Source organism: Nocardia sp. NPDC004168 (assembly GCF_040610355.1).
In the GTDB taxonomy this organism is placed as follows: domain Bacteria; phylum Actinomycetota; class Actinomycetes; order Mycobacteriales; family Mycobacteriaceae; genus Nocardia; species Nocardia sichangensis.
The window spans coordinates 132,310-155,172 of record NZ_JBEXME010000017.1 but is presented as its reverse complement, the minus strand read 5'-3'; the positions used below and the strand labels follow the sequence as shown (position 1 = coordinate 155,172).

24 protein-coding genes are annotated in these 22,863 nt (G+C 66.7%); 10 read left to right on the top strand and 14 right to left on the bottom strand.

From position 1 onward, the window contains the following. The 7 genes from ABZW96_RS26585 to ABZW96_RS26555 all read right to left on the bottom strand — a co-directional run. Positions 1 to 730: AMP-binding protein (locus tag ABZW96_RS26585; protein WP_355078339.1), on the bottom strand; the 730-nt coding region annotated here is incomplete at its 3' end. A 51-nt stretch (positions 731 to 781) separates the two neighbouring features. Next, positions 782 to 2,419, bottom strand: a complete 1,638-nt coding sequence (locus tag ABZW96_RS26580) for a cation acetate symporter (RefSeq protein ID WP_355078338.1) — start codon at positions 2,417 to 2,419, stop codon at positions 782 to 784. Further along, positions 2,416 to 2,772 (bottom strand): DUF485 domain-containing protein, encoded by a 357-nt coding sequence (locus tag ABZW96_RS26575; protein ID WP_355078337.1) that lies wholly within the window; start codon positions 2,770 to 2,772, stop codon positions 2,416 to 2,418. Before ABZW96_RS26575 ends, ABZW96_RS26580 begins: the two co-directional genes overlap by 4 nt. A gap of 153 nt (positions 2,773 to 2,925) precedes the next feature. Then, positions 2,926 to 4,680 (bottom strand): cation acetate symporter, encoded by a 1,755-nt coding sequence (locus tag ABZW96_RS26570; protein WP_355078336.1) that lies wholly within the window; start codon positions 4,678 to 4,680, stop codon positions 2,926 to 2,928. A 139-nt stretch (positions 4,681 to 4,819) separates the two neighbouring features. Further along, entirely contained in the window at positions 4,820 to 5,185 is a 366-nt protein-coding gene (locus ABZW96_RS26565; RefSeq protein WP_355078335.1) for a hypothetical protein, read from the bottom strand. Beyond that, a complete protein-coding gene (locus tag ABZW96_RS26560; protein WP_355078334.1) occupies positions 5,182 to 5,979 on the bottom strand; it encodes a LytTR family DNA-binding domain-containing protein in 798 nt (265 codons plus the stop codon). Before ABZW96_RS26560 ends, ABZW96_RS26565 begins: the two co-directional genes overlap by 4 nt. 237 nt (positions 5,980 to 6,216) lie before the next feature. Next, positions 6,217 to 7,413 (bottom strand): histidine kinase, encoded by a 1,197-nt coding sequence (locus ABZW96_RS26555; RefSeq protein ID WP_355078333.1) that lies wholly within the window; start codon positions 7,411 to 7,413, stop codon positions 6,217 to 6,219. 489 nt (positions 7,414 to 7,902) lie between these two features. Here ABZW96_RS26555 and dnaE point away from each other — a divergent pair, with 489 nt between their 5' ends. The 6 genes from dnaE to ABZW96_RS26525 all read left to right on the top strand — a co-directional run bounded on the left by dnaE (position 7,903) and on the right by ABZW96_RS26525 (position 14,881). Next, a complete protein-coding gene (gene dnaE / locus ABZW96_RS26550) occupies positions 7,903 to 11,451 on the top strand; it encodes a DNA polymerase III subunit alpha (protein WP_355078332.1) in 3,549 nt (1,182 codons plus the stop codon). 814 nt (positions 11,452 to 12,265) lie between these two features. Beyond that, the gene (locus tag ABZW96_RS26545; protein WP_355078331.1) at positions 12,266 to 12,709 is read left to right on the top strand and encodes a hypothetical protein; all 444 of its coding nucleotides are present in this window, start codon (positions 12,266 to 12,268) and stop codon (positions 12,707 to 12,709) included. Further along, positions 12,709 to 13,020 (top strand): hypothetical protein, encoded by a 312-nt coding sequence (locus ABZW96_RS26540; RefSeq protein WP_355078330.1) that lies wholly within the window; start codon positions 12,709 to 12,711, stop codon positions 13,018 to 13,020. Before ABZW96_RS26545 ends, ABZW96_RS26540 begins: the two co-directional genes overlap by 1 nt. Positions 13,021 to 13,028: 8 nt before the next feature. Next, complete coding sequence (locus tag ABZW96_RS26535; RefSeq protein WP_355078329.1) at positions 13,029 to 13,922, top strand: hypothetical protein; 894 nt, start codon at positions 13,029 to 13,031, stop codon at positions 13,920 to 13,922. A gap of 116 nt (positions 13,923 to 14,038) precedes the next feature. After that, the gene (locus tag ABZW96_RS26530) at positions 14,039 to 14,494 is read left to right on the top strand and encodes a hypothetical protein (RefSeq protein WP_355078328.1); all 456 of its coding nucleotides are present in this window, start codon (positions 14,039 to 14,041) and stop codon (positions 14,492 to 14,494) included. 234 nt (positions 14,495 to 14,728) lie between these two features. Beyond that, a complete protein-coding gene (locus tag ABZW96_RS26525; protein ID WP_355078327.1) occupies positions 14,729 to 14,881 on the top strand; it encodes a hypothetical protein in 153 nt (50 codons plus the stop codon). Positions 14,882 to 15,225: 344 nt separating this feature from the next. Here the strand turns inward: ABZW96_RS26525 and ABZW96_RS26520 are convergent, their stop codons facing one another. Both ABZW96_RS26520 and ABZW96_RS26515 read right to left on the bottom strand, forming a co-directional pair. Then, positions 15,226 to 16,395 (bottom strand): epoxide hydrolase family protein, encoded by a 1,170-nt coding sequence (locus tag ABZW96_RS26520; protein WP_355078326.1) that lies wholly within the window; start codon positions 16,393 to 16,395, stop codon positions 15,226 to 15,228. Between the two features lie 285 nt (positions 16,396 to 16,680). Beyond that, positions 16,681 to 17,004 (bottom strand): rhodanese-like domain-containing protein, encoded by a 324-nt coding sequence (locus ABZW96_RS26515; RefSeq protein ID WP_355078325.1) that lies wholly within the window; start codon positions 17,002 to 17,004, stop codon positions 16,681 to 16,683. Between the two features lie 85 nt (positions 17,005 to 17,089). Between ABZW96_RS26515 and ABZW96_RS26510 the strand changes: the two genes are divergently transcribed. Beyond that, positions 17,090 to 17,551, top strand: a complete 462-nt coding sequence (locus tag ABZW96_RS26510) for a MarR family transcriptional regulator (protein ID WP_355078324.1) — start codon at positions 17,090 to 17,092, stop codon at positions 17,549 to 17,551. Between the two features lie 308 nt (positions 17,552 to 17,859). Here the strand turns inward: ABZW96_RS26510 and ABZW96_RS26505 are convergent, their stop codons facing one another. The 3 genes from ABZW96_RS26505 to ABZW96_RS26495 form a co-directional block, all read right to left on the bottom strand. Then, positions 17,860 to 18,060: a hypothetical protein gene (locus ABZW96_RS26505; RefSeq protein WP_355078323.1), complete on the bottom strand. Its 201-nt coding sequence runs from the start codon at positions 18,058 to 18,060 to the stop codon at positions 17,860 to 17,862. A gap of 349 nt (positions 18,061 to 18,409) precedes the next feature. Continuing rightward, on the bottom strand, positions 18,410 to 18,766 hold the full coding sequence (locus tag ABZW96_RS26500) for a hypothetical protein (RefSeq protein WP_355078322.1): 357 nt from the start codon (positions 18,764 to 18,766) through the stop codon (positions 18,410 to 18,412). 118 nt (positions 18,767 to 18,884) lie between these two features. Then, the gene (locus tag ABZW96_RS26495; RefSeq protein WP_355078321.1) at positions 18,885 to 19,127 is read right to left on the bottom strand and encodes a hypothetical protein; all 243 of its coding nucleotides are present in this window, start codon (positions 19,125 to 19,127) and stop codon (positions 18,885 to 18,887) included. 161 nt (positions 19,128 to 19,288) lie between these two features. Between ABZW96_RS26495 and ABZW96_RS26490 the strand changes: the two genes are divergently transcribed. Both ABZW96_RS26490 and ABZW96_RS26485 read left to right on the top strand, forming a co-directional pair. Then, complete coding sequence (locus ABZW96_RS26490) at positions 19,289 to 20,176, top strand: helix-turn-helix transcriptional regulator (RefSeq protein WP_355078320.1); 888 nt, start codon at positions 19,289 to 19,291, stop codon at positions 20,174 to 20,176. Then, positions 20,173 to 20,382 carry a DUF397 domain-containing protein gene (locus ABZW96_RS26485; protein WP_355078319.1) on the top strand — a complete coding sequence of 70 codons (210 nt, stop codon included), beginning with the start codon at positions 20,173 to 20,175 and terminating at the stop codon, positions 20,380 to 20,382. Before ABZW96_RS26490 ends, ABZW96_RS26485 begins: the two co-directional genes overlap by 4 nt. 77 nt (positions 20,383 to 20,459) lie before the next feature. Here the strand turns inward: ABZW96_RS26485 and ABZW96_RS26480 are convergent, their stop codons facing one another. Then, entirely contained in the window at positions 20,460 to 21,656 is a 1,197-nt protein-coding gene (locus tag ABZW96_RS26480; RefSeq protein ID WP_355078318.1) for a Cmx/CmrA family chloramphenicol efflux MFS transporter, read from the bottom strand. Between the two features lie 73 nt (positions 21,657 to 21,729). Beyond that, positions 21,730 to 22,302, bottom strand: coding sequence for a TetR/AcrR family transcriptional regulator (locus ABZW96_RS26475; RefSeq protein WP_355078317.1), 573 nt, complete (start codon positions 22,300 to 22,302; stop codon positions 21,730 to 21,732). Between the two features lie 156 nt (positions 22,303 to 22,458). Here ABZW96_RS26475 and ABZW96_RS26470 point away from each other — a divergent pair, with 156 nt between their 5' ends. Then, positions 22,459 to 22,860: a hypothetical protein gene (locus ABZW96_RS26470; RefSeq protein WP_355078316.1), complete on the top strand. Its 402-nt coding sequence runs from the start codon at positions 22,459 to 22,461 to the stop codon at positions 22,858 to 22,860. The last annotated feature ends 3 nt before the right edge of the window (positions 22,861 to 22,863 follow it).

The window sequence follows — 22,863 nt, the reverse complement described above, 5'->3', positions numbered from 1 at the left end:
CGGCGGTGGTGACGGTGTCGTGCCACCACAGGTCGCGGCCTTCGGTCCAGGGGACTTCGATGCCGGTGCGGCGCACCACCAGCACATGCTCGACGGTCGATGGCCCGTCACCCAATGCCTCGTCCACCCCGGCCTTGAGCGGCGCTGCCGTGCCGCGCCGCCACTGCCCGTCGGTGGTGATCACCAGGCGGGCTCGGGCGTCGTCGACGCGCTGGCGCAACGCGGTGGGGGAGAATCCGGCGAAGACGACGGAGTGGGTCAGCCCGAGGCGAGCGCAGGCGAGCATGGCGACGATGGCTTCCGGCACCATCGGCATGTAGATCGCCACCCGGTCGCCCGCGACCAGGCCCAGTTCGGTGAACGCGTTGGCGGCCCGGCAGACCTCGTCCCGCAGTTGTTCGTAGGTGATGGCGCGTGAGTCGCCGGGTTCGCCTTCCCAGTGGATGGCGACCTGGTCGCCGTGTCCGTCCAGGACGTGGCGGTCCACGCAGTTGTAGGCGACGTTGAGCTTTCCGCCGACGAACCATTTCGCCACCGGAGCCCCGCTCCAGTCCAGCACCTGGGTCCACGGCTGCTCCCAGTGCAGCCTGCGAGTCTGTTCGGCCCAGAACTCCAGCCGATCGGACCGCGCCCGGTCGTACAGCGCCTCGCTCGCGTTCGCCTGGGCGGCGAACTCCGCGGCGGGCGGGTAGGCGGTGGTGTCGCGGTCATCGGTGGTTGCGCTGGTCACGCGAGATCTCCTAACGAAAGAACAGAGGGGACGAGGAATGCCGGGCAGTGCTCAGTGCACCACCGCCTTCTCGGCGCCGACGCCGGTGAGCGAGCGGACTTCCATCTCCGCGGCCTTGGCCGGGTCCTCGGTCTTGCCTCCCACGAAGGTGCCGATGATGCCGAGCAGGAACGCCAACGGGATGGAAACGATGCCCGGGTTGGACAGCGGGAACCAGTCGAAGTCCGAACCGGGCAGCATGGCGGTCTTGCTGCCGGATACCGCGGGGGAGAACACGATCAGCACGATCGTCGAGATCAGGCCGCCGTACATGCTCCACAGCGCGCCGGTGGTGTTGAACCGCCGCCAGAACAGCGAGTACAGGATGGTCGGCAGGTTCGCCGACGCCGCGACCGCGAACGCCAGCGCCACCAGGAAGGCGACGTTCTGGCCGTTGGCCAGGATGCCCAGCGCGATGGCCAGTATGCCGATCACCACGGCGGTGATCCGGGAGACCCGGACCTGTTCGCGCTCACCGGCTTTCCCGCGCTTGATGACATTCGCGTAGATGTCGTGGGCGAACGACGCCGACGCCGTGATGGTCAGGCCCGCGACCACCGCGAGGATGGTGGCGAAGGCGACCGCGGAGATCACCCCGAGCAGCACCACGCCGCCGAGTTCGAAGGCCAGCAGCGGCGCGGCCGAGTTCTGCCCGCCCGCGGCCGCGAGGATGCGATCGGGCCCGACGATCGCCGCCGCGCCGTAGCCCAGGACCAGGGTGAACAGGTAGAACGCGCCGATCAGGCCGATGGCCCAGACCACCGAGCGTCGCGCCTCTTTGGCGGTGGGCACGGTGTAGAAGCGCATCAGCACGTGCGGCAGGCCCGCGGTGCCGAGCACCAACGCCAGGCCCAGCGAGAGGAAGTTGAGCTTCGAGGTCTCGCTGCCGCCGTACTGCGCGCCGGGTGCGAGCACGTCGCGTGCGGCGACGGCCTTGTTCGCCGAACCGGAGACCGCTTTCTGCGCGGAGCCGAGGATCTCGGAGAAGTCGAAACCGAACTTGGCGAAGACCATGACGGTCATCAGCGCCGCGCCCACGATCAGCAGCACGGCCTTGATGATCTGCACCCATGTGGTGCCCTTCATGCCGCCGACCAGGACGTACACGATCATCAGCACGCCGACGACGGCGATCACGATGGACTGCCCGGTCTTGTCGGTGACATCCAGCAGCAGCGCGACCAGCCCGCCCGCGCCCGCCATCTGCGCGAGCAGGTAGAACAGCGACACCGTCAGCGTGGACAATGCCGCGGCGGTGCGCACCGGGCCTTCCTTCAGCCGGAAGCTCAGCACATCGGCCATGGTGAATTTGCCGGTGTTGCGGAGCATCTCGGCGACCAGCAGCAGCGCGACCAGCCAGGCGACCAGGAATCCGATCGAGTAGAGGAATCCGTCGTAGCCGTAGACCGCGATGGCGCCCGCGATGCCGAGGAAGCTGGCGGCCGAGAGGTAGTCGCCCGCGATGGCGACGCCGTTCTGCGGACCGGAGAAGCCGCGCCCGCCGGTGAAGTAGTCGGCGGCGGTGGCGTTGTTCCGGCTGGCGCGGATCACCACGATCATCGTGATCGCGACGAAGACGCCGAAGATGGCGATATTGGCGACCGGGTTGCCGACGGTCGCCGCCGCGGCGTAGGTGTGCACGGTGTTCATGCCCGGTCTCCCTCGAGGTAGCCGCGGATTTTCGCTGCGCGCGGATCGAGTTCCCGGTTGGCGAACCGGACGTACAGCGCGGTGATGGCGAAGGTGGAGACGAATTGGCCGAGGCCGAGCAGCAATCCGGCGTTGATCTCGCCGAAGACGGGGCGGCTCATGAAGTCGTGCGCGTAGGCGCCGAGCAGGACATAACCGAGGTACCAGAGCAGGAACAGCGCGGTCATCGGAAATACGAAGCGGCGCAATCGCGTTCGCAGTTCCTGGAATTGGGGGCTCGCCTGGACTTCGGCGAATTCTGCTGCGCTCGGCGCTCGCCGCCCTGCGGTGTCGTCGAGTTCGGTACTGGTCATGATGGTCCTACCAAGTGACGTGGCTTACTTCTCGAGGACGGTAAGCCAGGGATAGGGGCCACCAGTAGGCTGTGGTGTGGGTCACTCCGTGAAGGTGTCCGAATCTGCGGTGAGCGGTCGGTACGGCGCGACGAACGGTCGGCGCGGGCCCGCTCAGTCCGAACGCAGGCTGCGCTCGCGGTCAGCGCCCATGCCCAAGCGCTCCGGCGCGTGCATCCGGACGAAGATCCGGCTCACCGTCCTCGCGCCGAGCCCACGGGTGAACGAACTCACCAGCACCATGGTGGCGAACGCCAGCGGCACGCTGATCGCCGCGGGATAGCTCAGCAACGCGGCGGGCCAGCCGCCCGCCACGTCGTCGGAGAAGCCGCCGGTGACCGAGACGGCGGTCGCGGCGCCCGCCGCGAGCCCGCCCGCGACCAGACCGGCCGCCGCGCCCGTCGCGGTCAGCCCGCGCCACCAGATGCCAAGGACCAGCAGCGGGCACAGCGTGGAGGCGGCCACGGCGAAGGCCAGGCCGACGGTGCGGGACAGATCCAGCGACACCACCGTCAGCGACAACGCCAGCGGTACCGAGCCCGCGACCAGTGCGGCCGTGCGGAAGTCCCGGATGCGCCCGCGCAGCATGTCGGTGCTGAGCACGCCCGCGATGCTCACCAGCAGTCCCGACGAGGTGGACAGGAACGCGGCGATCGCGCCCGCCGCGGCCAGCGCCGCGAGCAGCTGACCAGGCAGCCCCGCGACCACCGACCCGGGCAGCAGCACCACCGCGGCGTCGGAGGTTCCGGTGATCAGCAGTTGCGGCACGTACAGCCGGGCGAAAACGCCCAGTAGGACGGGGAACAGATAGAAGAGGCCGACCAGGCCGATCACCGCGAGCGCGGTCGTGCGCGCGGCCCGCCCGTCGGGGTTGGTGTAGAAGCGCACCAGCACGTGCGGAAGGCCCATGGTGCCGAGGAAGGTCGCCAGGATCAGCGAATAGACCTGGTAGCTGGGATGCGGACCGCCGAGTCCGCCGCCCGGCGTCAGCCAGCCCGCGCCGTCGGCGGGGGCGCCGGCCACCACCGGCACCGCCGCTCCGGCCTCGAGCACCAATCGCGTCCCCGCCGCCAGTTCGTGCGTGCCGGGCGTCAGCGGCACCGTGCCGTCGACGGCGTGCTCGTCGATGGTTCCCGTGATCGAAACCTGTTGCGGTGCACCGACCCGCACCACCACGTCGGTGGTCACGTCGACGGTCGTACGTTCGGACACCACCGGCGGTGCGGGCGCGCCGAGCTCCCGTTGGTCGGCGAGGAAGTGCCCGAGCAGCACCAGCGCGGGCAGTGCCACCGCGGTCAGCTTCAACCAGTACTGGAACGCCTGGACCAAGGTGATCGAGCGCATCCCGCCACCCACCACATTGGCGATCACGATCGCGCCCACCGCCACCGCGCCCACCCAGTCCGGCACCCCGAGCAGGATGTGCAGCGTGAGTCCCGCTCCCTGGAATTGCGGGATCAGGTACACCGCGCAGATGAGCACCACGACGGTGGCCGCGAGCCTGCGCAAACGCACCGAGCCCAAACGGAATTCGGCGAAGTCGGGCACCGTGTACGCGCCGGAGCGGCGCAGCGGCGCGGCGACGAACAGCAGCAGCGCCAGGTATCCGGCGGTGAAGCCGACCGGGTACCACAGCGCGTCCGCGCCGTATTTCGCGATCAACCCGGCGACCCCGAGAAACGAGGCGGCCGAAAGGTATTCGCCGGAGATCGCGGCCGCGTTCCAGCGCGGCCCCACGCTGCGGGAGGCGACGAGGAAGTCCGAGGTGGTGCGCGCGAGCCGCACGCCGTACGCGCCGATCGCGACGGTCGCCAGGGCCGCGAGGATCAGCGCCGCGACCGTCAGCGCGGGGGCCGTGCCGGAGGTCATGACATACCGATCTCGAACGCGGCGCGCGTGTTCTCGGACCAGGTGCACCGATACGCCGAGCGACGAACGAAGCCCGTCGGACCGGAGCGCATCGATACCGTGGTCCGCGCCGCGGCAGGCATTCGGGCCGGTCGCACCGTCAGTCCTCGGCCAGTTCGAGGAAGTCCTGTTCGTTGCGTTCGGCCAGGCGCACGTACGTCCGGCCGATCAGGAACAGCAGCGGGTACACCGCGCCGCCGAGCAGCAGCCAGGGCAGCCGGATGCCAAGCACTGTGAACGAGCCGATCGAACCGATGCCGAACAGTATGGGCAGCGCGCACAGCAGCGCGATCGTCACCAGGCCCACGCGCAGCGCGAGCCCGAGTTGCGCGCGGATGAGGCCGCCGATGAGCGCCTCGCCGAACTCCGTCTGCTCGGCGACCTCGACTCTCGTGCGCACTCGCCGCGCGCCGCGTCGTTCGGAGAGCACCACGCGCTCGCGCGCCGGACGCTGCGGCGCGGTCACTGATTGCCCCAGTGTTGCCGGGGCCTGTGCACCAGCCGCTGTTTCAGTTCACGCACCTGCCTTCGGCTCACCGGCAGTTCGACCGCTTGCGCGTCGCCCTCGGCCCGCAGGCACACCACCGTGCCGGAACCTATCGTGCGCAGCCCGGTGACCAGCCGCAACGCCACCAGATACGAGCGGTGCACCCGCAGGAATCCCGCGTCGTGCCAGCGTGCTTCCAACGCCGACAACGGGATCCGCACCAGATGCGATCCGGCGCTCGTGTGCAGCCGCGCGTAATCCCCGTCGGCTTCCACCCAACTCACGCTCGACCTCGGTACCAGCGTGGTCACTCCGCCCAGTTCCACCGGGATGACCTCGCTCGGATCGGCGCGCTCGTCGGCGGCAGGCCGGTGCGGCGCGCTGCGGGACGCCGCGATCCGCCGCACCGCCTCGGCGAGCCGCGCTTCGCGCAGCGGCTTGAGCAGGTAGTCCACCGCGCCCAGATCGAATGCGGCGATCGCCCGGTCGTCGTGGGCGGTCACGAACACCACGGCGGGCGGATTGGCGAACTCCGACAGGATGCCCGCCAGCTCCATACCGTCCAGGCCGGGCATGTTGATGTCCAAAAACACCGCGTCCACGGGATGAGCGCGCAGCACCCGCAACGCGCTGGTGGCATCGCCCGCCGCGTGGATCTCCCCGATCTCGGCCCGTGCGCGCAGCAGATACACCAGCTCGTCCAGAGCGGGCTTCTCGTCGTCCACGGCGAGCACGCGCAGCGCGCCCGCCGGCTTGCCGGTAACGCGGGTCACAATCGCTCCATCGTAAGGGGCTCGCGCTGGGCAGCCGAGCCGGTGCTGTCGGCGTGATGCTGCCTACTCGTGTGCGTCCGCGTTCGAGCCGGGATGCCTGGTGGGCACGGGCCCGTACTTCTGGGCGTTGCATGGGTGGTCTCGTGCCTGAGTCCGGGCATTGCGTGCGCCGGTTTCGTGGCCCGATGTGCGTTGTGGGCGCGAGCTGTCCTGCTTAGGGCGCGTCGCGCGCCGGTTTCACGGCCGGATGCCCGCGCGGAATTTGGGAACCCGCAGGCTGACCTTCGTGCCCGCGCCCGGCGCGGTCTCCACGACCAAGCCGTAGTCGTCGCCGAAGGCCGCGCGCAATCGGTCGTCGACGTTGGCCAGGCCGACGTGCGCGGCCTCTCCGGAGCCCGCGGGGCCGGTCCCGGTGTCGACGGCGTCCAGCGCGCCGGAGCGTAAGAGGTCCGGGTCCATGCCGACGCCGTCGTCCTCGACGCTGATCACACAGTCGGTGCCCGCGTCGGTGGCGACGATGCTGACGGTGCCGCCGTGGGCGGCGCCCGCCAGTCCGTGCCGCACCGCGTTCTCCACCAGCGGCTGGAGCGCGAGGAAGGGGAGGACCACGCCGAGCACCTCGGGCGCGATCCGCAGCCGGACCTGGAGGGCGTCGCCGAAGCGGGCGCGTTCCAACGCGAGGTAGCGCTCGATGTTGCGCAGCTCGTCCGACAGCACCGTGAACTCGCCCGCGGCGCGGAAGGAGTAGCGGGTGAAGTCGGCGAACTCGAGGATCAGCTCGCGGGCCCGCGCGGGATCGGTGCGGACGAACGAGGCGATGGTGTTCAGCGCGTTGTAGATGAAGTGCGGGCTGATCTGCGCCCGCAGCGCGCGCACCTCGGCCCGGTCCAGCCGGGCCCGCGACGCGTCCAGTTCGGCCAATTCGAGCTGCCCGCAGGCGTACCGCGCCACTTCGGCGACCGCACCCAGCCGCCCCGGCCCCGGCTGCCCGGTGTTCACGACGCCGAGCACACCGGCCACGCCGTTGGATTCGATCAGCAACGGTTGCGCGATCAGCGTGCGCCCGGCGTGTTCGCCGCGGCCGGGTCCGGCGACGAGTACCGGACGCTGGCCCGCGACGGCGCGTTCGGCGGCTTCGCCGAAGTACTCGGCCAGTTCGGCGTGCGGCCCGTCCCAGGCGAGCACCGTGCCGTCGGCGTCGGCCAGCGCGAGCGCCTCGGCGCCGGTGAGCGCGCGCAGATGGGGCGCGGCTTCCCGCGCGGACTCCTCGGTCAGCCCGCGCCGCAGCGGAACCGCCGCCAGCGACGCGGTGTGCAGCGCCGAATGCACCGCCCGCTCGGCGGGGGTGGTCACCACTCTGCGGGTGCGCGACCAGATCAGCAACGCACCGGCGATCAACGCGGCCGCGGCCACGACGGCCAGCGCGGTGGTCATGGCGGGCAGCGGCGCGGGGACTTCATGGGCCGATTATCGCGGTGCTCCGATCGCGCGCGGCAGGTGGCGGCCATGTGGTGCGGACGCGGTGCGCATCCGATCCAGACAGCGCTTGCGCGAACGGGCCGAATCCGGCAACGGGGGCGCGCCGAGGGCGCTGTGCGGCTTGCCGGGAGATCGTGTGCGGCATGGTGGCGGCCGTGGGCGTGAATACGGGCGGGCCACCGAGCGCGGGCGCTCGCGCCAGCCGATCGACACGGCGGTCGCCCGAACGGGCCGAGTCATCGGGGTGTTCCGGCATTCGGCACGATCGCGACACTCGCGGAAATCGGCCGCTCAGACGGCGAGTCGCCAGGACGCGCCGGTGATCTTCCCCACCGACACGCCGGGTGCCCGAGGAGCGCCCGCGAGCCGTTCCGAACCAGTCGGTGCGCCCGCCTAGAATCGGTCCAGCCAACCCCCGTCGAGACCTTGGGAGGAAGGACCGTCTTGGCCGCCTCGTCCGGATCGTTCGTCCATCTGCACAACCACACCGAGTACTCCATGCTCGATGGGGCGGCGAAGATCTCGCCACTGTTCACGGAGGCGAAACGGCTGGGGATGAACGCGGTCGGGATGACCGACCACGGCAACATGTACGGCGCCTCGGAGTTCTACAACTCGGCCAAGAAGCACGACATCAAGCCGATCATCGGCATCGAGGCCTACATCGCGCCCGCCTCGCGGTTCGACACCAAGCGCGTGCAGTGGGGCGATCCGAGCCAGAAGGGCGACGACGTCTCCGGCTCCGGCGCCTACACGCACATGACCATGGTCGCCGAGAACGCGACCGGCCTGCGCAACCTGTTCAAGCTCTCCTCGCTGGCCTCCATCGAGGGTCAGCTCGGCAAGTGGGCGCGCATGGACGCGGAGATCATCGCCCAGTACGCCGAGGGCATCATCGCCACGACCGGCTGCCCCTCCGGCGAGGTGCAGACCCGTCTGCGTCTCGGCCACGACCGTGAGGCGCTGGAGGCCGCCGCGAAGTGGCAGGAGATCTTCGGCAAGGACAATTTCTTCCTCGAGGTCATGGACCACGGCCTGTCCATCGAGCGCCGGGTGCGTGAGGGGTTGCTGAACGTCGGCAAGCAGCTGGGCATTCCGCCGCTGGCCACGAACGACTGCCACTACGTCACCAAGGACCAGTCGAGCAACCACGAGGCGTTGCTGTGTGTGCAGACCGGCAAGACGCTGTCGGACCCCACCCGGTTCAAATTCGACGGTGACGGCTACTACCTGAAGTCCGCCGAGGAGATGCGCGCGCTCTGGGAAGCCGAGGTGCCCGGCGCGTGCGACAACACGGTGCTGATCGGCGAGCGGGTCCAGTCCTACGACGACGTGTGGGCCTTCAAGGACCGCATGCCGGTCTTCCCGGTGCCCGAGGGCGAAGACCAGGATTCCTGGTTGCGCAAAGAGGTCGACCGTGGCCTGGCGCGCCGGTTCCCCGGCGGCGTGCCCGAGGAGTACTACACCCGCGCCTACTTCGAACTCGACGTCATCAAGCAGAAGGGCTTCCCCGCCTACTTCCTCGTCGTCGGCGACCTCGTCAAGCACGCGCGGGAGGTCGGCATCCGGGTCGGTCCCGGCCGTGGTTCGGCGGCCGGTTCGCTGGTGGCCTACGCGCTCGGCATCACCAATATCGACCCGCTGCCGCACGGCCTGCTGTTCGAGCGGTTCCTCAACCCGGAGCGCCCGTCCGCGCCCGATATCGATATCGACTTCGACGATCGCCGCCGCGGTGAGATGGTCCGCTACGCCACCGAGAAGTGGGGCACCGACCGCGTCGCCCAGGTGATCACCTTCGGCACGATTAAAACCAAGGCCGCGATCAAGGACTCGGCGCGCGTCCAGTTCGGCCAGCCCGGTTTCGCCATCGCCGACCAGATCTCCAAGGCGCTGCCGCCGCCGATCATGGCAAAGGACATCCCGCTGTCGGGCATCATGGACCCCGATCACGAGCGGTACAAGGAGGCAGCCGAGGTCCGCGAGCTCATCGGCAGCAACCCGGATGTGGCCAAGATCTACGAGACCGCGCGCGGTCTGGAGGGCCTGATCCGCAACGCCGGTGTGCACGCCTGCGCGGTGATCATGTCCTCCGAGCCGTTGATGGACGCGATCCCGGTGTGGAAGCGGCCCCAGGACGGGGCGATCATCACCGGTTGGGACTACCCGTCCTGCGAGGCCATCGGCCTGCTGAAGATGGACTTCCTCGGCCTGCGCAACCTCACCGTCATCGGTGACGCGCTGGACAACATCAAGGCCAACCGCGGCATCGACCTGGACATGGACAACCTGCCGCTGGACGATCCCGCGACCTACGAATTGCTCTCGCGCGGTGACACGCTCGGCGTCTTCCAGCTCGACGGCGGCCCCATGCGCGACCTGCTGCGCCGCATGCAGCCGACCGGCTTCAACGACATCGTCGCCGTGCTCGCGCTGTACCGGCCCGGCCCGATGGGCATGAACGCGCACAACGACTACGCCGACCGCAAGAACGGGCGGCAGCCGATCAAGCCGATCCATCCCGAGCTGGAGGAGCCGCTCAAGGACATCCTCGCCGAGACCTACGGCCTGATCGTCTACCAAGAGCAGATCATGTTCATCGCGCAGAAGGTCGCCTCCTACTCGATGGGCAAGGCCGACGCGCTGCGCAAGGCCATGGGTAAGAAGAAGCTCGAGGTGCTCGAGGCCGAATACAAGGGCTTCCACGAGGGCATGACCGCCAACGGCTTCTCCGAGGCCGCGGTGAAGGCGCTGTGGGACACCATCCTTCCGTTCGCCGGCTACGCGTTCAACAAGTCGCACGCCGCGGGCTACGGCCTCGTCTCGTTCTGGACCGCCTACCTCAAGGCCAACTATCCGGCCGAGTACATGGCGGGCCTGCTCACCTCCGTCGGTGACGACAAGGACAAGGCCGCGGTCTACCTGTCCGACTGCCGCCGTCTCGGCATCACCGTGCTGCCGCCGGACGTCAACGAGTCCGAGCAGAACTTCGCCTCGGTCGGCAAGGACATCCGCTTCGGTCTCGGCGCGGTGCGCAACGTCGGCGCGAACGTCGTCGCCTCGATCATCCAGGCACGCAAGGAGAAGTCGAAGTTCACCGACTTCTCCGACTACCTGAACAAGATCGACGCGATCGCCGCGAGCAAGAAGGTCACCGAATCGCTCATCAAGGCGGGCGGTTTCGACTCCCTCGGGCATCCGCGCAAGGGTCTGATGCTGATCCACTCGGATGCCATCGATGCCGTGATGGCCACCAAGAAGGCCGAGGCGATGGGTCAATTCGACCTGTTCGGCGGCTTGGACGCGGACGAGTCGGTGACCTCGGTGTTCAACGTGAAGGTGCCCGAGGACGAGTGGGAGTCCAAGCACCGGCTCGCGCTGGAGCGGGAGATGCTCGGGCTGTACGTATCCGGGCATCCGCTCAACGGCGTCGAGCACGTGCTCGCCGCGCAGGCCGACACGCAGATTCCCGCCATCCTGGAAGGCGACATCAAGGACGGCACTCAGGTGACCGTCGGCGGCATCCTGGCCTCGGTGAACCGGCGCATCAACAAGAACGGTCTGGCCTGGGCCTCGGCGCAGCTGGAAGACCTCACCGGTGGCATCGAGGTGTTGTTCTTCCCGCAGTCGTACTCGGTGTACGGCATGGACGTCGTCGAGGACGCCGTGGTGCTGGTCAAGGCGCGCGTCTCGGTCCGCGACGACCGAATCTCGTTGATCGCCAACGATCTCGCCGTGCCCGACCTCTCCGCCGTCGGCGTGGCCAAGCCGCTCGCGGTCACCGTCACCACCCGCATGTGCACACCGGACAAGATCGGCGAACTCAAGCGCGTCTTGTCCAGGCACCCCGGCACGTCGGATGTCCATATCCGGCACGTCGGCGCCCGAGACAAGACCACACTGCTGAAACTCGATGAGCGCCTGCGCGTCTCACCGTCGTCGGCACTGATGGGTGACCTGAAGGCGCTGCTCGGCCCGGGCTGCCTGGCCAGCTGATCGGCGGGTCCGTGAAGCGGGCCTGACCGAATTCAACCTGTTCTTGACCGGTCTCGACCAAGACCACGATGCTGTCGTCGCCGGTTCGCCCCTGCGTTACAGCAACGGACCCGGCGAAGGCGTCAATACGAAACGAAGCTGATCAAAACGGCAGATATACGGCTGCGCGGAATCTGCCTACTCCGGCACCGAATCCGTGGTGGCTAGTCCAGGATCCGCTACCACCGAAAATGGGACAGCGTCGAAAATGCGGCAGGGCAGTGAAACTCCCCTAGGTGAGCAGATGGTTATCCCGAGATGACGAGTCTCGCTTGGCATTTCGCCACCGCATCGACCGTGGAATGCCCGTTTGACAAGACGGTTGGGTTCCGACAGGGTAGGGAACCGGCAGGGAGATGCGAGTGGGGCGGCAAGTGGATCTTCATCCAAGGGGCGACGCCTTACTCCAGCACGAATCAGGTGAGGTTCCACTATGACTGTTGGTGGGTTCTACAACCACTACGACGATCCCAACGAATTCTGGGACGAGGAGCCCCTTGTGCCGAAGAGGTCCAACGTCGCTCAGCCGGTTTCGGAGCCGTCTCCTCCCATGCCGGAACCTCTCCTACGCCAGCGGCAGCCACCATCGCAGGTTGGGGCAAGCCTCCAGCTATCCGAGTTGTCCTCGAGTCAACCCCCTGTCGGATCATCGTTCGTCTCAATGGAACTCGGCGGCGGAAGTCTTCCAGTCCGTATCTCGATGAGCCCGCGGTGGAGTCGCTATGTTGAGCCCCATGAGGTTGGCGATGAACTCATGGCGGCATATAGAGCTGCCGTGGCGAAGCGCACGGAGCAGCTGTGCGCCGGTGGTCATTGGCCGAGTCCGCAGGAAATCTCAGATGCGGCGACTCCGGATCACCGGACGATCCTGATGGTGTTGCTCGAGACGCAGACCTGGGAACAATACAGCAGTGTGTCCAGCAGCATGATCGACAGCGGCGAGTACCAAGCATCGGGCCGAGTTTCGATTCACGGACGCCATCCTGTCACCATGACCGCCGACCGCACACATTTGCGGTCGATCGCTGTCTGGAGTGACTGGGCGGCGACCGCGCATCCCGATCAGATCGGCGACGAAATTTTGTGGTGCGCAGAAGGGATACGTGCCATGCGCCCGAAGTTCACCGCACGGGGCGACTACTCACGCTATTCAGATGCTGACCTGGAAAACGAGCTGGACCGCCACCGCCTGCGACTCCTGAATGAAAGGATGGCATGATGGCCGACAAGCTGACACTTAGTTTGGGCGCCATGAAATTGGCCGTTACCAATTGGAATGAAGCTGCCGACGACCTCGAGGCGGGGATTCGAACGACCCAAAAGCTCGAAATAACTGCTACGGAAGCGGGCACGTTCGCGGAAGCTCTGGCGAAGTATCAGCCCGCCCCTGGTTACTTCCGCGATAGACTGGCCGAAGGTGTCACCGTTTTCCGGGATATCGCCAGCGTACTCAAGTATGTGCACGACACGTACGAAGCCGAAGACCTTGCTAATAAAGGAAGGCTGGTCAAGCTCGAGGGGGATATATGACAAGCCCCGTGGACAACCGTCAAAGTCTGCTCGAGAAGGTTGAGTTTCTCAGGAAGAAGAAGGACGAAATCGGTGATCTTCCGGAAAAGGTGAACACATACGCTGGCCATCTCGTTGAGATTGTCCGCTCGCAGGCCTATGGCGGCGCTTTAACCGGAAATTTAGGTCCGGCGCTTACAGTGGAAGATACGGTCGATCAGATCTGGAGTGAGCGGGATAAAGCGAACAAGGCTATTGGCGAAACCTGGGATAAGCTTGATGTGCTCGATCCGGACCTCGAGGTTCCAATCAAGTTCATCGATATCGCAAACGAGTGGCGCACGCTGAGGGGGAACTTGCTTGCGGCAGGGAACGACTTCGGCGACACTGTCCTCAGTACCGCCGAATGGCAAGGTGACGCAGCTGTCAGGTACGGCGAAATGCGCACCAGGCAACAAGTTCCGTTGGACAGCTTGCCGCTAGAATTCGATAAAATTGCAGGAAGCCTGGAGAGAATCGCCTCGTCTGAATTGGCTCTCTACGGCGAGCTCGCCACAAAGACGCAGGACCTGATCGCGAAGGTTGAAGATGCCGCGTTGAGCAGCGTCAAGGACTTGCTTGATGTTGTCAAGATATCGGTCGGGGGTGCCGTCTCGCTCATAAAGAATCTTGTGGCAGTGGTGGAGGCTGCAAATACATTCATTATCGGCGTTGTGAAGAGTATGGCCGATGCAGCCAAGACCAATATGATCGAGGGGAACAATATCATGCAGATTGTAGCGAATCAAAAAGGTTTGCCCGACGGCAAGTGGCCGAGTGGCGTCAAGGCATCCTATGGTGCGGGAATCGGCGGAATTCGGGAAGCGATAGGCGATGCGTCGGCCAAGGACGGCGACAAATCCGACTGGACGGTGGGCCAATGAGGGTTGCCTTGGCAACCGTGGTCGCCGCTGTCGCGGTGAATGTAGTGACCGGATGTTCGTCGTCGCCTCCGGCCTCACCTTCATCGTCGTCTACTTCGACTCAGGCTCGACCGGCCATGACGCAGGGAGAGCTGTGCGATGCACTGATCAACTTCTTCACAACACAGCTGCACGCCGTTGAAATACAGCCCGACCCGCCCTTCTCCCCAGATAGCAACCTACCCGATCTGGGCGGTGGGAGGTGCGAACTCTTTCAGGGACAAGACCAGGTTGGTTACTACACCGTGCTGCAGGCACCGAACGAGCCGGACCCAACAGAGGGCATGCGCGGGTATGAGAAGAAGCCTGATCTGGGTGATGCAGTGTGGGTGTATGACATGCGAGCAGACGAAAGGAATCCCTCGAACAGGGTGCGGTTTGCCACTCGCGTTAATAGTTGGAACGCTGTTCTGGTAATCCGGGACACCGAGATCCGAACGGCTAACGGGCCCCTGCACCTGACTGACGCCGACAAGGTCGAATCCGTCCGTTTCCTTACCGAGCTGACCACGAAATTCGCCCTCCATCGATAGACGATCTTCCAAACCCACCGCCCGGATCGTGCTGTCGCTCGACGCGACGATGGGCTGCGGGGTTGCGGTCGACTACGAGCTGACGCCGGACACGGGGGTCTGCTCGATGTCGCCGGTGCTGTCGACCACGCGCGGTTCACCGTCACGCCCCAGGTCACACACCTGCTGGCAGCCCACCGGGACGACCGCGCGGACTCGGCGTTAACGGCGGCTTCAAGGTGCTGCTGAACCTGAGTGGACCGGCGGGGTGCGCGGTCGCGAATTGTCCAGGCACCCCGGCACAAGACCACACTGCTGAAACTCGATGAGCGCCTGCGCGTCTCACCGTCGTCGGCACTGATGGGTGACCTGAAGGCGCTGCTCGGCCCTGGTTGCCTGGCGAGCTGATCGGCGGATTCCGCACCGTCGGGTTCGGGTCGGCGGTCGGGCTGTCCGGCGGTTGTGTGACCCCGCAGCGATGCCGGCCCGGTCGCCGGCCGCTCGCGCCGTCGTCGGGCGGCGTGGGCCGGTGCGATCGACCCGACAGCCGCGATGTCGCCGCAATCCGAAAGCAACAGTGTCGGCGCATCCGCCGATGCGCCGACACCACGGACCCGCCGGATCCAGCCCGGCCGCGATCAGCCGCCTGTATCGCCGATCGGCCGCGTGCCAGCCTCACGTGCGCTTCGCCGCGGCGCGGAGACGGAACGGCACCCGTCAGGGCGAATGGTCACCGCTCCCGCTGTGAGCGATCACCGTTGAGCGGCAAGGCAAGCTCGTCGAGCGGCGCGGGCCTCGGCGACGAATAGTTCTGGTTGTTCCCACGCGGCGAAATGACCACCGCGCGCGGGCTGTCCCCAGTGCACGATGTTGGTGAAGCGCTTGGCTGCCCAGCGCTGTGACGGGCGGGGCACCTCGGCGGGGAACACGCTGCCGGCGGTCGGCACTCTGATCTGGTCGCCGACCGCGGTGGTGAACCACTCGGTGACTTCGGTGATGCTCTCCCAGTAGAGGCGAGTGGAGGAAGCGCCGGTCGCGGTCACCCAGTAGAGCATCACGTTGTCCAATACCCGGTCGCGGTCCAAGACGGTGTCGAGGTCATCTTCGTGGTCGCTCCAGGTCCAGACCTTCTCCATGATCCACGCGCACAGCGCGGCCGGTGAGTCCAGTAACCCATAACCCAGAGTTTGCGGGCGCGTGGCGTGGACCGCCGAGTAGGCGGATCCGGTGCGGGTGCGTTCCTCGAGATCGCTGAGCGCACGCCGTTCGGCCTCGGTGAGGTGCGCTTCGTTGTGCTCCGGTGCGGCCAGCGGTGGGATGAGGTGCAGGCCGAGCAGTCTGTGCGGTTGCTGCAACGCGATGCTGGTGGAGATGCTGCTGCCCCAGTCGCTGCCTGCGGCTATGAACTTCTCGTAGCCGAGCCGGGTCGTCAACTCGGCCCAGGCATGTGCGATGCGATGGATGCCCCAGCCCGGCTCGGTGGGACGACCGCTGAAACCGTAGCCCGGCAGGGACGGCGCGACGACGTGGAACGCGTCGGCGGGATCGCCGCCGTGCGCTGCCGGATCGGTGAGCGGGCCGAGGACTTGCTCGAACTCCAGGAACGAGCCGGGCCAGCCGTGAGTGAGGACGAGCGGGACGGCTTCCGGATACGGAGAACGAACGTGGAGCGCGTGTATCGGCACGCTGTCGATCTCGGTGACGATCTGCGGAATTCGGTTCAGCCGCGCTTCGGTGGCCGACCAGTCGTATTCGTCGGCCCAGTACCGGCACAACTCTCGCAGATACGACAGCGGTACACCTTGGGACCAGTCGGTGACCGGCTCACGCTCCGGCCACCGGGTGCGACGGAGCCGTTCGCGCAGGTCACGCAGATCAGCCTCGGCAATATCGATCCGGTAGGGACGAACGCGGTCGGTCATGGTTGTTCTCTCTGCTCTGCCGGTTGAACGGTTTTCACCAGTTGGCGCGCCAGGCCCAGGTAACGGAGTTCGATCCCGACGCCTCCGGTGCGGGGAATCCGCATCCGAGCGGATCACCACATGAACTCGGCGGCAATGGAACCGACCCCCGTCCATTGTCCAGCCACCCCTCGGCAGCGCGGTCCGGCTCTACGCTCGGTCAGGCCCGCGTTCCATCCGTGCGGTCCGACTACCGGATGCCCGGCGGCCCGAAAGGATCCGTCCGCCGGACACCCTCGGATGCGTTCAGCTCTCGACCGGAAGTCCGGCATCGGTCCAATCCTGGATGCCTTCACGGTACTTCCGGACGTTGGTGTAGCCGAGTGCCTCCAGCTTGGTGGCCACGTGCTGGCTGTTGGCGCAGGCGGTATTCGAGCAGTAGGTGACGATCGCGGCGTCCTTTGCCGGAAGCAGTTGCGGGGCTTTGGTTTCCACGTCGGCTTCGACCAGGTTGAGCGCGCCGGGAAGAGGCGCTTTGGCGTAGTACTCGGCGCCGAGCGCGTCGATGACGGTCACCGAACCCGCCTCGATCTGCTCGGCGAGTTCCTGGCGCGTGATCAGTTCGGTCATGGCAGTGCCTCCTTCAGGGGAAATTTATGTGCGTGCGCACGCTATTATATGTGTGCGTGTGCACGCAACTGGTATGCTTCGATTCGTGCCGAACTCCGTGAGCCGTTCCCACCCGGCCGTCCGCGCGTGGTCCGCGCTGCTTCAGGTACACGCCAAGCTGGTGCCGGAGCTGGACGCGGAACTACGTCGCGCCACCGCGCTGCCACTGACCTGGTACGACGTCCTTCTGGAACTCGACGGACCGCAGGGGCTGCGGGTGAGCGATCTCGGCGAACGGGTCGTGCTGAGCCGGACGCGGGTGAGTCGCCTGGTCGGCGAGCTGGAGTCGCACGGCTTGGTGCGCCGTGAGCCCAATCCGGACGACGGGCGTTCAGCGTTCGTGAGCATCACCGAGGCTGGTCGGCAGCGGCTGCGGGAGGCGGCTCCGCACTATCTGGCCGGGATCGAACGCCGGTTCAGCGGCCTCAGCCCGGACGAACTCCGAGCTCTGGCCGGGGCGCTACGCAAGGCGCTGGGCCCGGCCGACCTGTCCGATCCGAAGCGCTAGCGAGCCGGTCGCCGTCATCGCGCTGGCACCGCGCGCGGTCCTGTTCCTGTGCTGCTGCCGCCCGGCGCTGACGCCCGATCGGCTGACCGGCGCTCGAAGCCCCTCGATCAATCCCTGGCCGACGCCATCGGGCCTCGTGCAGTGGCCGCCCAGGGCCTCGCCGAGGCAGAACGGCTCGAATGCCACAGGCCGCGGCGCGGCTGGGCGCGCACACCGGTGGCATCGAGGTGCTGTGCGCACCGGCCGCTGCGTTGGCGGCGACTTCAAGGCGCTAGCCAGCCCGGGTCGACGCGGCGGGTCGTGCGCGGTCAGGAATGGAGCCACTGCTCGATCTGCTCCAGATTCGCGGCGGAGATGACGACGTCACCGTTTTCGGCGTCCAGCAGCTTCCAGTCGTGCGGTGACACCGGATCGCGCACCAGAAAGTAGCCCGCTCGCGTGGCGCGGTCGGTGAGGTCGCGGAATCGCTCGGAGTTCGGATCCGGTGCGGCCGCTGCGGTTCGATTCATGAGGGACTGCTCCATGGGCGGTGTTGTCGTGCGGAATCCGGCGTGATGCGCCCGGCGGCGACCAACGCGGCGAATGCGGCGCGCTTTCTGGCGCAGTCGTGATCGCGGTGTAACTGCATGGCGTGGTGTGCTGCGGCGACGGTCAGCGGCTGGGCGGGTGCGGCGCATGTCCACGCTTCCGGCCACCGGACCGGGCGCGAATGACTCTGCAAGCGAGTCGGTTTGCGCCGAGGAGCGAATCGGCGCGGCTGATCGGTCGGCCACACGCACCCGACGCCGAGCAGCACCGCGCCACATCCCGCGAATACCGTCACGATGCTCGACAGCAGGGCCCATATCCCCACGCGGCTCACCGCTGGCAGCCGTCGCCGGAACCGGTGCGCAGGTCCTCGGCGAGCTCGTGCAATCCGTCCAGAACCTGCTGGAACGTCCAGAGTTCCGGTGCGGTGTCGGCGTGCGGCAGGTGGTCGGTGTGGTCGGTAGGGAAGGCGATACCGCGCCGGTGAGCGCGTTCGCGCGGGCTCGACTCCTGTGGCACGATCCGGCCACGCCGTACCAAGGTGTAGAAGGCGACCCACTTCCACGCGCACCGATCGACCCGGCATCCCCGGTGCCGCCGCATAAGCCGGTGCGCCAACTCGACGTCGGCCGAGCCGCAGATTCTCGGCGGCGCGACCACCACGCCGCCTTCCTTCTGATTACGCACGATCTTTCCTATCCCTTCCTGCCCACCCGGGCTGGTGATGTCATGAGTGGCACATGGCTGCGGCATTTCGCGAGTGGGCTCTCCATCATGTGCCGCTGATCTTGAATCTCGGGGGCCTTCACGCTTCGGGTGGGTAAGTAGCCAGCGTGTTTCGGCCGCGGTGGGTGATTTCGTAGCGGTTTCTTCGGGCTCCGGTCACGATGAGGTCGTGGTTGATGAGGTTCGCCAGGGCTTGGCGGGTCTTCCATTCGGTGAGGCTGGCCGACACCTTGATCTGATGTTCGGTGAGCATCCCGCCGCAGTTCAGCGCGCGCAGGATTCGGACTTCGGCGGCGGAGAGGCTTTCATGTCGCGTGGCCATGCGGCTATGTTGCTGCAGGCCAACAGCATCCGGGCTGGGAAAACGGGCGGTCCGATGAAGTCGGCCATCCGCCCAGAGCCCGGACCGGTCCACACGTAGTTCGAAGTCCGAACCGGACCGGCATCTGGGCCGTTTCGGACCGAGCAGGGGAAAGGGGAGCGATGGGGAAGGACGATCAGCCTGGTTCGACATTGCCGCGTCGGCAACTCGGGCGGGCATTACGGGAGGCTCGGGAAGGTGCCGGGTTCACGCTCGAGCGCGCCGCGCAGCTCATGGAAATGGGCAAGACCTCGGTCGGCAGGATCGAGAAGGGGCAGAACGACAAAATAAGGCTGCGCGACGTAGATGCGTTCGGCGAGTTGTACGGGCTCGACGCGGCGCAGATCGAGGAGCTGAAAGCTCTTGCTCAGCAATCAGCGACGAAATCGTGGTGGCAGTCATCGCGGCATCTGCTTCTGCCTGGATACAACACGTATCTAGGGCTCGAAGCCGGTGCATCGAATTTGCATTTCTACCAACCTTTGGTCATGCCAGGCCTATTGCAGGTAAAGGACTATGCGACAGCTATCGAGGGACCGATTTTCCCGGCGGAGACGGCTGCGGACATCGAAAGGCGCGTGATTCTGCGGCTACAGCGGTCGTCCATCCTCACTCGCCATTACAGCCCTGTGCGGTCCGAGTTCATACTGCACCAAAGCGTGCTACACACAATCGTTGGATCGCCGCGCACAATGGGCATACAGCTACGGCACGCAGCTGACATGGGTACACGTGAGAACGTGACTGTTCGTATCCTGCCGTATTCGGCAGGCCATCCGGGGCACCACGTAGCAACTCCGTACATAGTTCTGGACTTCCCGCGAGACGCTCGCGGCTACGTGGAGCCATCCGTCGTCTACACCGAAAGCATCATCGGGCGTATGTTTTTCGAGGATGACGCCGATGTGAACCAGTTCCGTGCAGTACACGAGTCCCTCCGGGCTGCCGCCCTGGAGGAACAAGCGTCGAGGGACCTTCTCAGGAAGACAGCAAGGAGTTACGAACAGTGAACATCGACCTATCCGGCGCGCAGTGGTTCAAATCGAGCCGCAGCACCGGCCAAGAAGCATGTGTCGAAGTTGCGTGGCTCGAGGCAGGGTACGTCGGTGTTCGCGATTCGAAGAACCCAACCGGCCCGGCGCTGATCTTCGCGCCGGGCCAGTGGGATGTCTTTGCCTCCGGCATCCGTGACGGGAAGTTCGACCGATCGGCTTGAACTGGATTCCCGCCGCGAACAACAGCGGCCCCGCACCCGAGCAACGCATGGTCGGGCCAGGGCCGCTGACGGAGCTATCAGTTCACCTCCGCCAGGGTCGGGGCAGGTGTGTCGACCGACGCGCGTGAAACCTCCTTGCGGTGCAGCGCGTGGCTGCAAGCGACGACGGCGAGGGCGGCGAGGCCGAGAATCACGCCGATCCAGGCGACCGCCGGGTAGCCGAGGCCCGCGCTGATGGCCAGGCCGCCGAGCCAGGGGCCTGCGGTGATGCCCACGTTGAACGAGGAGATGTTGGTGGCTCCCGCCAGGGTGGGCGCGTTGCCCGCGAGGGTGAAGACGCGGCTGTTCAGGGTCGGGTTGATGCCGAAACCGAAGGCGCCCAACACGAACGACAGCAGTACGACGGGGACGGTGTGCTCCATCGTGAGGGCGAGTAGCGCCGAGGTGAGCACGCCGCCGGTAATGCCGACGTACAGGCTGGTCAGCGGGTGATTGTCGGCGGTGCGCCCACCGATGACGATGCCGAGGAACGCGCCGAGTCCATAGATGCCGAGTACCGCCGGAATCCAGCCGTCCGCCATGCCGGTCGTGCGGGACAGCAGAGCGCCGAGGTAGGCGAAGGTAACCATCAGGGCGGCGATCGCGAGCGCGGTGGTGGCATAGGAAAGCCAGAGCGCGGGGCGCATCATCGTGCGCAGTTCGGTGCTCAGGCGTAGCGGCGCGTCGGTCCGTCCGCCGGGGATCTTCGCCAGCACGCCGATCCCGGCCGCCGCCGACAGCAGCGCGACCGCCCAGAACGCCGCGCGCCAGCCGAGTTGTTGTCCGATCACGGTGCCCGCCGGAAGCCCGATGATGATGGCCAAAGTGAGCCCGCCCGCGACGATGCTCATCGCCTTGCCGCGCGCCGTGGGCGGCACGAGACCGATCGCCGTTGTCGCGGCAACCGCCCAGAACCCGGCGTAGACGAACGCGCCGACGACCCGCGTGGCGAACAGCACCCAGTACTCCGAGGTGAGCGCTCCGACGACATGAGTGCCGACGAACACCGCGAGGAAGGTGAGCAGTGCGGTGCGCCGCGACCAGCGCAGTGTCGCCACCGCCAGCACCGGCGCGCCCACCAGCATGCCCAGTGCGAAGCCCGAGATGAGCAGGCCCGCGCGCGGCACGGAGACGCCCAGGTCTGCGGCCATCTCGGTGAGCAGGCCCGCGAGCATCAGCTCCGAGGTGCCCTGGGCGAAGATCGACAGACCCAGGACGTAGATCGCCACGGGCATCGGTACCTCCTTATTTTGTACTGATCTATCCAAAATTAGGGCGCGGCAAGGGCGTCGCCGAAGCCGACAAGTCTCAGAGGGCGTCGAGGGCGGTGGTCGCGATGGCGGCGAGCGTCTCGCGGTCCGCGCCGCCGCGTGCGGCCACCCGCATCCCTCCGATCGTGGCGATCACGAAGTGCGCCAAGGCGGTCGGTTGTTTGTCCGGCGCGATCTCACCGGCGCGCCTGGCCGTCTCGAACACGTCCGTCAGCACGGCGAGTCGTCGCTGGTAATCGGTGGCGAGAACGGCGGCCAGTTCGGGGTCGCGCGGGGCCAGTTCGATCGTCGAGTTGACCACGAGGCAGCCGAGTGGGTCCTCCTCCGGGGCATCGACGATCTGCCACAGCAGGGTGCGGATCTTGGCACGCACCTCCGTCTCGCTGTCGAGCAGGTCGAACGTCGCGGCGTTCTTGGTCGCCATGTAGCGGCGCAGGGCGCGGCCGAACAGATCCCGCTTGCTGGTGAAGGTGTTGTAGATGCTGCTGCGGCCAAGGCCGGTCGCTGCGCAGAGGTCTTCGGTGGAGGTCGCCTCGTATCCCGCGCGCCAGAACGCGTGCATCGCCGCGTCCACCGCGCGGTCCTCGTCGAAGGTTCTGGGTCGTGGCATGGGTTTACGCTAGCACAGTTTTGAACAGCTCGTTCCAATATACTTCGAAGGGCCTTCTGGCCAGCGTTGTTCCGGAGTCCAAGCGGCTGTTAAGCGTCCGATAGGCGGGCTCGCGGATAGTTCTGAGCGAGTCCACTCCAGGAAACGAGGATCATCATGCAAGCCATCCTGCGCACCCTGCGCCTGCTCGTTCTCGGCGTCACGCTGTTCGTGCCCGCGTTCGCCGTCGCGACGGTCGGCGCGGGCGCCGCGAACGCGGGCGCGGTCGAGCTGATCGAGTTCGCGCCGGGAAGCGATCACGCGTCGGTCGGCGGAGCGGTCGTGCGCGGCGACGCCGACACCTACGTGCTCGAGGCGCGGGCGGGGCAGACCCTGACCACCGAACTCACCTCGGTCGAGGGCAACGCGCGGTTCAGCGCCACCGCCCCGGACGGACGCGTGCTGTGCGCCGAGGAGACCGGGAGCCGGATCACCTTGCCGCAGAACGGTTACTACACGATCTCGGTAGCGCCGAGCCGGGGCAACGCGACCTACACCTTGTCGGTGCGCATCGTCTGAGTC